The 14832-nt window shown below is 52.0% G+C and carries 11 protein-coding genes, 2 tRNA genes and 2 pseudogenes; 2 read left to right on the plus strand and 13 right to left on the minus strand.

What is annotated here, in order from left to right:
* Positions 1-34 precede the first annotated feature (34 nt).
* The 7 genes from AB7M29_RS19205 to AB7M29_RS19235 form a co-directional block, all read right to left on the minus strand.
* Positions 35-1060 (minus strand): hypothetical protein, encoded by a 1026-nt coding sequence (locus tag AB7M29_RS19205; RefSeq protein ID WP_454247563.1) that lies wholly within the window; start codon positions 1058-1060, stop codon positions 35-37.
* Positions 1057-2217 carry a hypothetical protein gene (locus tag AB7M29_RS19210; protein ID WP_454247564.1) on the minus strand — a complete coding sequence of 387 codons (1161 nt, stop codon included), beginning with the start codon at positions 2215-2217 and terminating at the stop codon, positions 1057-1059. Before AB7M29_RS19210 ends, AB7M29_RS19205 begins: the two co-directional genes overlap by 4 nt.
* 1 nt (position 2218) lies before the next feature.
* Complete coding sequence (locus AB7M29_RS19215; protein ID WP_454247565.1) at positions 2219-3430, minus strand: hypothetical protein; 1212 nt, start codon at positions 3428-3430, stop codon at positions 2219-2221.
* Positions 3431-3457: 27 nt separating this feature from the next.
* On the minus strand, positions 3458-5350 hold the full coding sequence (locus AB7M29_RS19220; RefSeq protein WP_454247566.1) for a PEP/pyruvate-binding domain-containing protein: 1893 nt from the start codon (positions 5348-5350) through the stop codon (positions 3458-3460).
* 101 nt (positions 5351-5451) lie between these two features.
* Positions 5452-6033 (minus strand): dCTP deaminase, encoded by a 582-nt coding sequence (locus AB7M29_RS19225; protein WP_454247567.1) that lies wholly within the window; start codon positions 6031-6033, stop codon positions 5452-5454.
* Positions 6030-6545: a dCTP deaminase gene (locus tag AB7M29_RS19230; RefSeq protein ID WP_454247568.1), complete on the minus strand. Its 516-nt coding sequence runs from the start codon at positions 6543-6545 to the stop codon at positions 6030-6032. The genes AB7M29_RS19225 and AB7M29_RS19230 overlap by 4 nt, the downstream gene beginning before the upstream one ends.
* Positions 6542-7789 (minus strand): ATP-grasp domain-containing protein, encoded by a 1248-nt coding sequence (locus AB7M29_RS19235; RefSeq protein ID WP_454247569.1) that lies wholly within the window; start codon positions 7787-7789, stop codon positions 6542-6544. Before AB7M29_RS19235 ends, AB7M29_RS19230 begins: the two co-directional genes overlap by 4 nt.
* 311 nt (positions 7790-8100) lie before the next feature.
* Between AB7M29_RS19235 and AB7M29_RS19240 the strand changes: the two genes are divergently transcribed.
* The gene (locus tag AB7M29_RS19240) at positions 8101-8592 is read left to right on the plus strand and encodes an Lrp/AsnC family transcriptional regulator (RefSeq protein ID WP_454247570.1); all 492 of its coding nucleotides are present in this window, start codon (positions 8101-8103) and stop codon (positions 8590-8592) included.
* Positions 8593-8665: 73 nt separating this feature from the next.
* On the opposite strand, the pseudogene AB7M29_RS19245 reads toward AB7M29_RS19240, so the two are convergent.
* The 6 genes and pseudogenes from AB7M29_RS19245 to AB7M29_RS19270 form a co-directional block, all read right to left on the minus strand.
* Positions 8666-9039: pseudogene (locus tag AB7M29_RS19245) on the minus strand (hypothetical protein); the annotation flags it as partial.
* 403 nt (positions 9040-9442) lie between these two features.
* Entirely contained in the window at positions 9443-10219 is a 777-nt protein-coding gene (locus tag AB7M29_RS19250) for an SIR2 family NAD-dependent protein deacylase (protein WP_454247571.1), read from the minus strand.
* A gap of 104 nt (positions 10220-10323) precedes the next feature.
* Positions 10324-11202: pseudogene (locus tag AB7M29_RS19255) on the minus strand (IS3 family transposase); the annotation flags it as partial.
* Positions 11203-11563: 361 nt separating this feature from the next.
* Positions 11564-11650, minus strand: a tRNA-Leu gene (locus AB7M29_RS19260).
* Positions 11651-11846: 196 nt separating this feature from the next.
* Positions 11847-11920, minus strand: a tRNA-Cys gene (locus AB7M29_RS19265).
* A 277-nt stretch (positions 11921-12197) separates the two neighbouring features.
* Positions 12198-13103: a helix-turn-helix domain-containing protein gene (locus tag AB7M29_RS19270; RefSeq protein WP_454247572.1), complete on the minus strand. Its 906-nt coding sequence runs from the start codon at positions 13101-13103 to the stop codon at positions 12198-12200.
* A gap of 325 nt (positions 13104-13428) precedes the next feature.
* Between AB7M29_RS19270 and AB7M29_RS19275 the strand changes: the two genes are divergently transcribed.
* Positions 13429-14739, plus strand: coding sequence for an ABC transporter substrate-binding protein (locus AB7M29_RS19275; protein WP_454247573.1), 1311 nt, complete (start codon positions 13429-13431; stop codon positions 14737-14739).
* Positions 14740-14832 lie beyond the last annotated feature (93 nt).

Raw genomic sequence — 14832 nt, forward strand, 5'->3', positions numbered from 1 at the left:
ACGTCCATTGAAACCATTAAACTCCCATCTAGCGCTAAAGGATCGCGCCACCAGAATGTTGCTCCCAAGGCAATGCGTAGAGCAAAAAAGCAAGAGCGTCAGGAACATCCTTATCGGACGTTATTCCCGTGGGGCGAAGCGCATGCCACGTCGCCGTTACAAATTCATGGGGCCATTCAAAAAGATTTTGATGCGAGATCGACTTCTTGTCGTTATCTTCAAGCTTACGAATGCCGGGGGCACTTAAAACATCGGGCAAAATTATTTTGCTCAAGCGACCCACACCGGCGTTCGCAATTTTTACGTGTTGACGGAACAGCATAGGATCGATGAGGACTTTGTGTGAGTCTGGTTTTTTCGATCCGTCAGCCTCATGAAGATCAACGTTCAGAGATCTGGCTAACGAGGGGTGCTGTGTGAGCGTTCCAATCCCGACGTGTGGATAATCCGGCCAGCCACGGGCCCGAATTTGACCGTCGACAATATCGAGCAACAATTTATCGCCGGTAAAATATTCGTACTGTCCGGATTCCGTTAACGCCAGCAGTGTTGTGGTTTTACCACTGCCTTTGCGCCCGACCAATGCGATGACGTTTCGATGCGCGGAGTCGATGACTGCCGAACTGTGAAGGACGACGCTACCTTTTGATTGCTCAATGAGCAAACCGTAATATCTGAAGAACTCGATAAGGTGTATGAACGAAGAGGCGCCACCAAAAAATCGAACATAATTTTTTTGTGCGTTCATTACATAACCCACTTCACGCTTATCGTCCCAGGCGAGCAGTACCCCGTCACGGCCTCCTACCCGAACGCCGAGATTGAATTGCTCGGCAGTACTGACACGGATTTGAACGGGTTCCTCGCATTGAGCGCGCATAGCAGCAGTAAAATCCGAGGAAGGCTGGAGACACAGCTCATAGTCTGCATGACCTGCCGCTGCCTGGGTGCTGAAATAAGGAGCGATGAACGCCATCAACTGTTCTGCCAGTTCCGCAGTCTCTGAAACATAGCGCAACAAGACGTTAACTTTTCCGTTACTGATCTGTTGTGAATTCATGAACTCACTTCCGACAAATCAGGATTGGAGAGGCCCTTGACAGCCACATAATTCTCAAGAAACGTCAACTTAGAATAATTGGAGCGTTCGGCACTCAATCCAAAATTAGACATAAACGCCTCAACTTGTCTTGAAACTGCTTCAAGGTCCTTGTATATGCACGCCTCATCAGGTGTACCACGCGTCTTCAGGTATTCGATTTCGCATTGTTGAAGCCGCCCGCTTTCGCTTCGATCGTCCCGAACTCTGCTGTCTTCAAAATTAACCATAAAGATATTGCCTGTTGCGAGCACTTCACACGCAATGTCATAGCGTGTTCGACGCCACGAAGGCAGGGTCCACAATGGCAGCTTAAAGTATCGGGCCAACGACTCTTCAGGCGTGCCTTCAATGAACTGACCGGCGTAATTACGCTCCCACCGTTCGAGGGCATCTTCGTCATAAAGCTTTTTCTTGAACGTCACCACCGGTTGATCCCAGTTGGTTTTTTTCAGTCGGCTCCAATGCATGATTGACAGATAGCCCGCCATTTTCTCGGCATTGGGAAGAATTTTGCAGAAATCGTTGTCGTAGCTCCAGTGTTCAATTTCATCGCCCAGTTGAGGTGCCAGACCTTTTAATTCACCACTGTCCAGCGCCGCATACCATAGCTTGTTAAGCAGGTGATAGTCATACTCGCCCTTGATATCGAATTTTTGCTCCAGCTCTGTATCGGGCATGCCTTTAATATAAAAGCATTCAAAGTTGTTCATCTTGATATGGTGAGAATCGAATGCATCGGTCAACTGGCTCAGTAAGTTGTCCGACGTAGCAGCGATTGACCCGTCAGGAACCTTTATCAAGTGCGTCACGTGCTTTTCCAAGCGGGTGGTCAAATGGCTGATCGTCCATTGATTATCCGTACCTGAAACGATGGCGAGAGGCAGAACGTTTTCACTCATGTTCTCCAATACTTCATCCACCGAAAAATGCTTTTCGGCCAGCGTTCCTTCGTGCAACTCAAGACAATCGGTATACCGGGTACGCAAGTCCAGATATATGGAGTGTTCGCGTGAGTCAATGGCGTCGTGGGCATACAGACGAAGACTTTTCTCATGTGCTCTCAACGGCTCATTGTGCCGAATTTTCCAGCTTCCAAAGACGATATAGTGAGTCATATTAATTCTCCAGTGCCAGGGTAGCCATCGAATCAGCCTGGCGCACGAAGTCCAGTTTCGAGTACATGTCATGCGTGTATTTAATATTGTTTCTGGCGAGAAATGCTTCAACGTAACTGGCCACTGACTCAAATTCTTCCATGACATGGTTAAGATCAGAGAACGTTCGAGTCCGGCAATACTCAACTTCACATTGAGAGAATTCAGTTTCGGGATTTTGTGTACGGCAGATGTCAAAGTACACGCCGTAAATATTCCCGGTTGCCAGCGATTCAAAGTTGACGTCGAAACGTTTTCTGCGGAACGTAGGCAGCTGTCGGGTAGTAGCGGTTGTCAGGGATGCCACATGCTGAGCGAAGTCCGTCAGTGCGATAGCTTGATTCGCATCCAGCGTTTCTCGACGTATTTCCGCGTTTTCGATAAACCATTTGCGTTTGACGGTAACGAGCCCGTCTGCTTGGGGAATAAAGGAAATGTACCCCTGCTCACTGGGCTCACCGATAACTTCGAAAACATGTGACTCGTAATCGAACACCTGAAATTCACGGTCCAGCTCCGGAAAAAACCCGGTCAGTTGACCATTCAGAATTTCATTGTAGAGTCGATAGTTGAGCGCCCAGGTGTCTTCGACCTGAGAAAAAGTAAACTTTCGCTCAATTTCCATTTCAGGCAACCACTTGGAATACCAACAGTCATCGTTCAACAATGGCCAAGCGGTTTTCAACTTTTTAAAGCCGTCTTTCAACTGCTGCAGCAGCAACGACCACTGGTACGGCTGTGCAGCCTCATCAACATGGTAGTTCAGAAAAACAGCGCCGCTATTTCCTTGCTGCATATAGCGGTAGAACGTTTCCACGCCGTTCTCGACGACGCTGACGACCATCGGTACCAACGCCGGGGTTGACGGCAAACCCTCGACGCCAGCGTTGAGCAGTAGCGCCTTCAGTGTTTCGTTGGATCGCTCGCTATCAGCCCTTTGACGCTTGTTAAAATATCGAAATTCATAGATAAAGGGCTCAAAGTCTGTCACCCACCCTGTGGCAGTCTCTATGGCCTCCACATAAAAACCGGTTTCACTTATAAACAGTCCGTTTTCGCCATAACTTAGGTCCTGAACACTGCCCTTCAAACGGACCAGAGGATCGTAAGGAACACTGACAGGCGCACAATGATCGCCCGCACGGAAAAGGCATACTGAGACGGTTGAAGACATATTGACTGTCCATTTAATAAGGAGTGATTAGAACTGCTCTATTGCAATTGTTTTTTGGTTACTTGCTTGCAGAAAGAGCTCTTTGCTCTCGACCGCAGGGATGCCATGCTCCCTGAGAATGATCGCCAGATGGCATAAAATAGAAGCCTGCTCGAAAATAAATCCCGCGACGAACGGCGCCAAAGAGGCCAATGCTGCATAGGGTCGAGGGGATGCGATAATTACCGGCCCCGACGCGTTGCGAAGCGTTTCATAAATATGTTGTAACACCGGCCCTAACAGACTCGGCTCAGGAATATCGTTGATCGACACAGAGGCCGCGATACTGAGCTCTTCTATTTCCCTGCCTTGGGCTATCACTAACGGCTGCCCTGTTGCGAAACCAGGTGAAATCGTCCGGGCATTCTCGGAATAAGTGGAATCGGCAAACGAATTAAGCAGCGAAAAATCGATGAGACACAACTTCTGATCGGCCGTCACCCACTCAAGCTGGATGTTGCCGAAAATATCTGACGCTTTCTCCGTCACGTTGACCAGTTGTAGTGCCTGTGAAACGGTCAGTAACTGGTCAAGCCCGTTGTCATCAGGGAGCTCCGTGTCGGTGACAGAAAGGACACACGATGAAGCATCTGCCGTGCCCCGGTTAATCGCCAGCAGGCCATCGAGCGACCACTCGCAGATGACGCCTATGTTTGAAGCAGGGTCAAGTTTTTGAGTAATCAGCCCGGCCTCACCGCGAATGTAATCGCGTACGACGAACGTGCTGGTTTTTTCGCCGAGCACTTCAGAGAGACGGTCCAGCAGTTGTTCTCTCGGGATGATCAATTGTCGAACATTCTTGGCGATGTCCATAACAACTTGAGGGTGCGAAAAAAGACTCGACAGCGCGTCAGGTGAAGCCTGCAGCAGCCCTTTTGTGTTCGCGCGAATGAGCAACGCAGATCCGCCTTTCACTCCACAAGACTGCGCGAGTGCGGCGAGCGGTTTTCGTTTCGTACGGAAGTATTGTGCAAAATCCGGCAGTGGCTTGAAGGCGTCCAGGGCCGAATCATCTTCTACATACAGATCGATGAACTCAAATGTCGGTTCAGCCTGCTGAACGGTTTCCACGAAGCTTGTAATTGGCCGGGCCTGAATCAACCACATTTGGTCTCCGTCCCAGGCCCATTCGATGTCCACGGGCGCCTCCAGCGTCGCTGCCACGCGCTGCACCAAAGCAACGACCTCACCCAGCATTGTTCGCTCATCCTTTAATGAGGTGTCCACGATCACCTCACCGTCCACCACACGAGCGCTCGCGCCCCTCTGTTCTCCCGACACCAGGGACTCTGCAAGTCCTGGTACCGCTTCGATTGTGATTTGTCGCTCTGCTGTGACTGGATCATGACTGAACGCCACACCGGCCCACACGGGTGTCACCATACGTTGCATGATGATATTCACGTTCATCAGGTTTTCGAGATTGATATTCGAACGCACGCCCTCCATGACGGCGGCTCGACTGAACCCCGACTGCCATACAGCAACAATGGCGTTTTGAATGTCGACAAAACCGGAGACGTTCAGGTAAGACGCAAAAATACCAGCGCAACTCTGGTCTTTGCCGTCTTCAATCTCACTGGAAGAACGAATGGCCAAAAGAGTCGAGGGCGAGCTATCGATAGACGCCAAGAGCGAATCAATGATCATCTGAGCATTCATTGACCATTGAGGTTGCGGAAGTTGACGTAGCGCTTCCACATGATCATCTATGAAAGCTGCCGACGTCAGTCCAATCTCGGACAACACTTTGCCCGCAATGACTGTCATTGCTTCATAGTTTGTCCACAAACGACGAAGTTGCGTTGCATCAATACAGGTTAGCGCTGGAACATTATAATCGGATCGCAGTGTCGCTAAGGTCGAATATTTACTGTTCATTATGTCTGACGCTCTGACAACGACCGGGCCATGCCCAAGGGCACGCCGGTTGTTGGGGACTAGGCTTTTGTGTTGCGCACGGTGAGCACAAGAAAATCGTTTTAAGCAGACGCCACGTTGGCTAATGCAATGGGCTGGCCGGGATAAGGCTGAGCGCCCAACCGTTGTTTGAAGTCTTTGTACAATAATGACTCTATAACGCCGTTGGCGGACTGATACTTTCCGTCATAGAGGTTGACCTCACCGTGGACTACCCAGAACATCATCTGGCCAATGTTCATGCCGGCATAGACTCTTACCGGGTGAAGGCAATAAATCTGGATCGTCCAGCGACCAATGAAGCCAATGTCACCCAAGGGTGCCGATAAATTGATAAACATGCCCAGCCGTGCAATCGATGAGCGGGCCGCATAGGTGGGTACATATTGCCGACTCCCCATGACTTCCACGGTCGATGCCAGATAAAGCCGATGGGGTTTCAGCACCAAACCTTCGGCGGGAATATCGATGTTTCGTGTCTTCAGTTTTTTCGTTGGGTCGATGATCTCTTCATCATAGACGACCAACGTGTGATGCAACCGAAAGTTGTAGCTGTTCGGATTGACGTTTGACGGAATGAACGGTTCGATCGTGATGTCTTTATTATTGACTCGTTTGGTGATTTCGTCGCCGGTTAATATCATAGGGCATCCATGAAGCTTCGAGAGGCTATAACAGAGTCAGAGTTGGTGTAACGTCCGCTGTAAGGCGCAATTTCACCTTTGTTTAACCAAAAGCAAATCTTCCCCAGGCGCATCCTTGGGTAGACACGGGTTTTTTGCGCAACACAAATTTCCAGCGTCCAGTTGATAACAGCCCCGACATGGCCAAGGGGCGCACTGGTTTGTACCCAGATACCCAATGCTGCGGTCGAATGGTTAGCGTAAAGTTCAGATGCAACCGTCACCCCACCAATTTTTTCCAGGGTATGCCCCAGGTAGAACCGTTTCGGATGCAGGATGTAGCCATCCTCAGGAATGGTAATGGTCTTGGCAATGGGCGAACTTCTGGCGTCGACCGATTCTACATATTCAAGTAGCGTATCCCCGAGATGGAAACCATACGAGTTCGGCTCAATGTAGTCATCATCGTAAGGTTCAATGACGATATGACCCGCCTTTTTAAGGTGCTTGATTTGAGCGCCGGTAATAATCACAAAGCACCTATCTCGATTTTGAGTTGATGATAGATACTGTGTGCGACTTCAAGCGCCTCGTCGACGGTGGCACCCGTCGTTCCCAGGAAACCAAAAATGTCGTTGCCGTGAGGTGGCCTGACTACCTTGTCACCTATGCGCGGAAGGATTTTCAGATTGAACACCTGAGGGTTATCCGCAAGGGCTTCTGGCAGCGATATGCTTTTCAATACACCGCCGTCGCAAAGCATCGTCAGCCCCACGGCAATGCGTCCTGTGTTTTGCATGCCGGTTTGCTCTGGCAAACGCCCCTCTGCGACTCGCAAGGCGGCAACGATCGGACAATATCCGTAGCTGATCTTCGCCATATACTGAAGCGAACCGCCGCCAGGCCGGGCTGCAATTTCTACAATGTAGGGTTTTCCATCATGGAACCTGACTTCTGCGTGAAGAACCCCATGAGCAATCCCTTGAGCAATCGCGCCCAAACGAACGGCTTCAGTCAGCGCATCTATATGGGGCTGGGAAAGCGCTGTGGGTGTTGAATAAAGATCATTGTCAAAGGTATTCAGCTCGATGGAGAGCCTGTCTGCAATGGAACCGATATAGACGTTATCCCCAGAGATAATCGCTTCGACACAGTGCTCGCTACCGTTCAAAAAGCTTTCGACCAGTAACGTATGCGGCCCCATGTCAGCGCACTCCGCTTCGATGAAGCGGTGAGAGTGTGTATCGTTACCCTGTTTCGCCAAGGGGTAATAGTGCGCTAACTCTTCTTGATTATTGATTTTGTAGACATGCTCGGCATCTCCCCCAAGCGTTGGCTTCAACACCACGGGGTAGCCAGTTTTCTCCGCAAACTCCAATGCTTCAGTCAGCGTATCGCATTTGCTGAATGCGGGATGCGGGGCGCCAAAACGTTGGTGCGCCTGGCGCATCAACCACTTATTGCGACTTTTTGCTGCGTGCTCGCCCAACCCTGGAAGTCCTAACGCACGGCTGATGATGGCTGTCCCGATCACCGAAGCTTCATCGGTCGTCAGTACGCAGTCAAAAGACTCTATGGCATGCCATGTTTGTGCAGCGCGAAGAAGATCTTCAATCTGTCTGGACGGCGCTTGCTGATATCCCTGGAAGGGATAGTCACCAAACCTGTCGCTGGTCGTTAAATAGTAAAGATCGTACCCTTGGGTTCGGAATATGTCGTATCGGTAGTAAAACGCTTCTCGTCGGCTGACGATTTCCACGATCAGTAGCTTTTTCATTTAGCTGTACTCATACACCAACACGGTCTTTTTCCTAAAAGCATAGGCTTTGCCTGGTATGTGCCAGCGCCATGCTGGCCACACTCGCAGTCATTTGCCATCATGCAAGGCCCCAGTCTTTTCTTCTACATTCCAGTGACGAATAGAGCGGCCAAACGCTCCGTGGCGACACTGCGCCTTATTCCTGTTCGGCATAACTATATGAAGCAAAATCGTTTCAGTTTTGAAGAAAGTCATGCTAGCGTGCGCTGGAGGAAAATGATTTTCTTTTTCTTTTTCTACTGAAAATAAATTGCTTAAGGAATAGCAAGGTGAAGAATTTAATTTCATCCAGGCCGCTAGAGCCTGTGGACTTAAAAATCCTCAACGTACTTCAGCACAAGGGCAGAATCTCCAATCTTGAACTGTCAGTAGATGTCGGGCTTAGCTCTACGCCTTGCTGGAGAAGATTGAAAAATTTGGAGGAACGAAAATTCATCACAAGCTATCACGCAAGGCTTGATCGACGATTATTGGGCTATGATATTCATGCTCACATCTTGATCGAGGCATCTGTGCATACGGAGCAAGAAACGCGGACGTTTGAGAAGCTCATTCTTTCCCGTGCTGAGGTTTTAGCGTTTCATAACGTGACAGGTAATTTTGACTTCGTTATTCAAGTCATCGCTCGGACAATGGACGATTACATGTCGTTCATTGAGGACGTGTTGCGAAAGCTTCCTATCGTTAAAGCCATTCAATCGAATATCACGCTGCGTGAATTGAAAAACCAGAGTCAACTACCGTTGATGATTGGAATATAATTCGTCCGACGAGGACATTTATAGATAAAACCAGGTGTGCCACAAGCTTCCGGGTTTTATCCCAGCATGACCAGGCTCCGTACGAAGAGTACTGTCGCAAGCACCGCACCGCGCAGGCCAATGAGACCATCGCTGCAAAGCTTGTTGCGAGCTTGTCGAAGCGCTTCACGATACGACTCTCCTTCAGCCAGCTAAACATGCCTTGGCTCCGCCCGAGCGCGTGATTATGAGGTTCCTCCCCCCCCTCTTTCCCTGCGCTTTATGAGACCTGAGCTACTCATACGGCAGTGGAGTCGATCATCCATGTTTCCATGGTTAATCAAACCCTGATCATTCAATCGGGTATGAGAACACTCAAGCATCTGATCAAAAGCTCCGCAATAACACCGTTCCCGAAACCGTTGGTTGATAGATCGTTGACCAAAGGCATGATCGTTCGGGCATGTTGAATCGCCCCTAGTTATTCAAAGACTCAATTCTTGAGCCCTGAATTATGCTCATCGGCGAACTGGGGAATTGCTGAAGATTAATATGCGCGATTTTTAACTAACGCAATTTTCCCTTTGAAGCTTCACCTGCCGCCTGTAATGGGGTAGGAGTAGTGGCTTTCCCAATGACTCACAACGTTGGAGTTAAAGTTCGTGAACGGGTGAATGATCGGGATCGCAGCAATGATGCTCGCGATGCTTCCTAGATAAGTGATGATCCCGGCACCGACTTTCACCGCTGGAGACAGTTTTTGAAACATTCGCTAAGCACAGGGCTGCGTCCGTCTGTGCAGAGGTTGTGGGCAGGCTCAGTGCTCGTCCCTGAAGATCATTGAATCCCGAACAACAGCCAAATAATTCCATTAAACAACTTCGCCGGGCATTGCGATCGGGGAGACGATTGCGGGGACACAAATCGCTGCGCGGCCAACTAGGGACATTTCCAGAGGGCTCTCAAGGGGAGTCTCCGTAGTATTGATATGCACTACGCGCGCGCCTGACTTGAGCGCAATTCTTGGGATCTCTGCCGCCGGGAATACCACGCCTGAAGTGCCGATAGACAGCAGCACATCACAGCCCTGCGCTGCCTGAACCGCCCGTTTCCAAACGGCGGTAGGCAAATCCTCCCCAAACCACACGACCCCAGGTCTCAGCTTCCCGTTACAACGCGGGCGGCGGGGTGGTTCAACGCTTAAGCCCTCGCTGACAAACTGGTGATCCAGAGACACGGAAGCTGGAGTTCGGTGACAAGCGAAGCATTTAGGCAGGTCGAGCGCACCATGCAAATGGATCACCCCGGACGATCCTGCCCGTTCGTGCAGGTCATCGATGTTTTGAGTGACCACGGTCACTTCTCGGCCAGTTTGGGCCAGTTGTGCAACGGCAAGATGAGCAGCGCTTGGGCTGGCTTGGGCGACAAGTGCTCTTCGCCACAAGTACCATCCCCACACCAGTGCGGCGTTTTCCCGGAAAGCATTCGCCGTCTCAAGCTTCTCCGGATCATAGTGGGCCCAGATGCTGGTCAATGGATCTCGAAAAGTGGGAATCCCGCTGTCTGCGGAAATGCCGGCACCGGTGAACACCACGATGCGCTTCGCTCCCGCTATAAGCTCAGCGGCGGCTTTGATTGTGCTGAACACGAGACCCCGGAAAACACTCGGTTGGAAAACACCTGCCGAAGCATTGAATGAGTATCTAAAATCTGTCCAACAATCCAGTGTTGCGACGACCGGTTGAATTCGCCCTGCGACCCTTGATCCGAGTGAAACAGCAGGCCCTGAGGTCTTCCTCGTTGCTCGTAAGCCACATCCAGCGCCTTGATAACCAGATCAGCGTCCGGCTTTTCCGACAGTGCCCAGCCCACCACTCGGCGCGTACAAAGATCCAGCACGACAGCCAGGTAATGCCATTCCCCCTGGGCCCAGATGTAGGTGATTGTCGCCGCACCAGACCTGGTTGGGTGCCGGAACATCGAACTCCCGATTCAAGATGTTCGGGATATCCAACCGTTCAACCGTCGCTCGTTTATAGGCATGTGATCCGGGCTGTTTACTGACGAGGTCAAGCTCGCGCATCAGGCTGCGCACTTTGAATCTTCCGAGCTGCTCACCGTCTTCACGCAGCATCGACAAGATGCTGCGACTGCCCGCAGCACTGCGACTTTGCGTGAACAGTTCATTGACCCGACTGCGCAGCCGAAGCCGCTCAACGTCGGGAGTCCGGCGCCTGAGACGCTGGGCGTAATAACACGAGCGAGTGACTTCAAACACCTTGCACAGCCAATCAACCGGCTCGTGGACACTCAGTTGGTCAATCAGCGCGAACGCTCGTGATCTTCCGACATCAAGAGCGCGGCAGCCTTTTTTAGGATGGATTTCTCTCGCTCAAGCCGAGCGATACGAGCTTCCAGTTCCTGGATTTTCTGCTGTTCCGGGGTCAGGGCTTTGCTCTGCGGAGTGACGCCTTGGCGCTCCTGCTGAACCTGATCAACCCAGCGACGCAGGGCCGACTCACCGACACCCAGTGAACGGCTGGCTTCGATGTAGCTGTAATTTTGCTTGAGGACGAGGTCGACAGCCTCGCGTTTGAATTCAGCAGAAAAGGAACGGCGTTGTTTGGTCATCTGACACCTCGATCTGGCGAGCATTCTCGCCTAAATGGGTGTCCGGTTTCATTAGACCACTACACCTTTACGGCCATTGGGTTGGATTAGGAGATAGAGACCGTCGCCGTCGAAAAGCTTGTAGGGACGGTCTGTTGGCTTGGCTAAACGGCAAGCAGTGTCGGTAAGCGGAGCAGTTGTGCGCGACATAAGGGTACTATCCTTAATCGAACCAAAGACTACCCCTAACTTTACCCTCTAAATGACTGGATTCCAGAAGAATGGGCAAGATTCCGACGGAATGCTAAAACGAAAAAACCCGCCAGAAGGCAGGTTTTTCAAGGCTTCCAAAGAACTCAAAAGCGCTCTATGGAATGCAAGATGGTGCCCGAAGCCGGAATCGAACCGGCACGCCCTTACGAGCGGGGGATTTTAAGTCCCATGCGTCTACCAGTTTCGCCATTCGGGCGGTAGCGCGGTAAAGCAGTCTGAAAACTGACCAATAACGATCTGGCAGTTCTGACGCTTGTGCAACAGAGGGGGGAAATATATACATCCCGCCCCGGTGAAGCAAGTTCGCAAAGATCCTTTTCAAGACTAAATCTTGCAGGACTGCGAAAATAAAAAAGCTCCGTAGATCATGGATCTACGGAGCTCGTTTAAAGTGGAGGCCGAAGTCGGAATCGAACCGGCGTAGGTGGATTTGCAATCCACTGCATAACCATTTTGCTATTCGGCCTCAAACATCTGATGTCAGTAGCACAACATCAAACGTGTAAACTCGTATCTGGAAACAAGATTCTAATCTAGTATCCAACCCTTTGAAATCTAAGGGGTTTTCGTGTTCCCTAAGCAGGAATGGACGCAATTCTGGACTGGTTCGAAAGGCATGTCAAGAACTGGAGGAAAATAATTCGAGATGCGCGATGGCCAATACCCGGTCGCTTTCGAGCCTAACACTTCAGCGCCACAGAAAACGCTACCTATCGCGAGATAAGTGTCGGCTTTTGTGCCCTTCAATGACTGACCGCCACCACCCGTTGCAACCGCTGTCGATACTGACTGGGCGTCTCCTGCATTTCATGCCGAAAGTGTCGATTGAAGTTCGACAGGTTGGAATACCCCACCTCAAAGCAGATATCCGCAACGCTGAAACTACTTTGCGCCAGCAAACGGCAAGCACGCTGGACGCGCAGTTTGCGTGTCAGGTCAACAAAGGTATGGCCAGTGGCGCGCTTGAAGAATTTGGAGAAGGCCGGTTCGTTCATGTCCAGGCGCTGGGCAATGACAGACATCCGCAGCTCATCCGCGAGATCGTTGAGGATGTAGTCGAAGGCAATGCTCATGCGCTGGGCCGTCAATGCATCGAGCATCGGAGCATATTGCAGGCTGGCGAGCGTCTGTCGCTCGCTGTCGGGGGCCGATGCCAGCAACTGCAGCAACGACAGGAACAGGCACAGCCTCTGCAATCCTTGGCATTGACCGATCTCTTCCAGCAGTCGGGCCGCTTTCTTGCGGGTAACGCCATGAAACTGGATGCCCTGGGCTGCCTGGCGAAACAGGCTTTGCAATTCGCTGAGTTCAGGGACCTTGTCGTGCAGTTGCATCAGCATCTGTCCATCGAATTGCAACACGACGTCGCGGCCGGCAATCACCTCCCCTTTGCCCAGGTCGCTGATCCAGTCGTGAGGCAGGCCTGGACCGATCAGAGCGACGTGGCCGGCCTCGAACAGGCCGATGTAGTCACCGGCCAATAGCCGTCCGCTGCCTTCGCGGATCAAGTGGATCTCGAATTCCGGATGATGGTTCCAGCGCGCAAGGTCGAAGGGATAGTCATGCTCATACCAACGAAAGCTGTGCTGGGGCTCGTTCAAAATGACTTCAAGCGCGGGCGGCTTGTCTGCGGTTACGTGATGGTTCATCACCTTGGCGATTCCATTTTTGTTGGTTTTATCAAGGCTACCGCGAAGCCCGGGACGAGTCGAAGCTGATTCGAAACGCTACGGCGCTGTTATCAGACTCACCCTAAACGGACAGTAAGCCTAGCGCGCTGTATGGCGGCCACTGATACTTTTTTTCCATGGTCCTGCGCGGTTAAAAAAGTATCAGTGCCGCGTATGCCGTTCATTTGTTCACCGCTTGGGTTGCTGTAATCCTGTGGTCATCCCCGCTGCGGCGATGACTCGCACCGTGGATTACAACAACAATAAGAGTCTCTGCCGCCCAAGGCGCAGAGCGGAGAACACGATGAAGATCATTCCAAGCGCGTTTTTTCTGTCCGCCGGCCTGTCCTCTGCCCTGCTCTGCCAGGCTGCCGAAACGGTGACCATCGCCACCGTGAACAACAGCGACATGATCCGCATGCAGCGGCTGTCCAAAACATTCGAACAGCTGCACCCGGACGTGAAGCTCAACTGGGTGGTACTCGAAGAGAACGTATTGCGTCAGCGCCTGACCACTGACATTGCCACTCAGGGCGGTCAATTCGACGTGCTCACCATCGGCACTTACGAAACACCGCTGTGGGGCGCCAAGCATTGGCTGGAACCGGTGAAAGATCTGCCCGCCAGCTATGATCTCGAGGATGTTTTCCCCTCGGTTCGTCAGGGACTGTCAGTCAACGACACGCTCTACGCCCTGCCGTTTTATGGCGAAAGCACCATCACCTATTACCGCACCGACTTGTTCAAGGACGCCGGTCTAACGATGCCCGAGCACCCGACCTGGACGCAGCTCGGCGAGTTCGCTGGCAAGCTGCATCAGCCGGATAAAGAGCAGTATGGAATGTGCCTGCGCGGCAAGGCCGGTTGGGGTGAAAACATGGCCCTGCTGACCACCATGTCCAACGCTTTTGGCGCGCGCTGGTTTAACGAGCAGTGGCAGCCGCAACTCACCGGGCCGGAATGGACTGCCGCCGCCAACTTCTACGTCAGCACCCTCAAGCAGTACGGCCCGCCGGGTGTTTCGAGCAATGGCTTCAACGAGACGCTGGCCCTGTTCAACAGCGGCAAATGCGCGATCTGGGTCGATGCCAGCGTCGCCGGCTCCTTCATCACCGACAAAACCCAAAGCAAAGTGGCTGACAACGTCGGCTTCGTCGCAGCGCCCACGCAAGTCACCGATAAGGGCTCGTCCTGGCTCTATGCCTGGTCGCTGGCGATCCCTGCGACGTCCAAACACAAGGAAGCCGCTAAAGCCTTTGTGACTTGGGCGACCTCCAAGGAATACATCCAACTGGTCGCCGAGAAGGATGGCATCACCAACGTCCCGCCAGGCACACGGATGTCCACCTACAGCGACGCCTACTTGCAGGCCGCGCCCTTCGCCAGTGTCACGCTGAAAATGATGCAGAACGCCGACCCTGCGCACCCGTCAATCCACCCCGTGCCCTACGTCGGTATCCAGTACGTGACCATTCCTGAGTTCCAGGCCATCGGCACCTCGGTTGGCAAGCTTCTTTCTGCGGCGCTCACCGGGCAGATGCCGGTGGAGCAGGCCCTGCTCTCGGCCCAGCAAACCACCGATCGCGAGATGAAGCGCGCTGGTTACCCCAAGTAGTAACGACTTGGTGCAATCACTGTGGGAGCGGGCTTGCTCGCGAAGGCGGTGTGTCAGACGGCATCAATGTTGGATGTGCCGGCCTCTTCGCGA

This window comes from Pseudomonas sp. F-14 TE3623 (genome assembly GCF_053629015.1).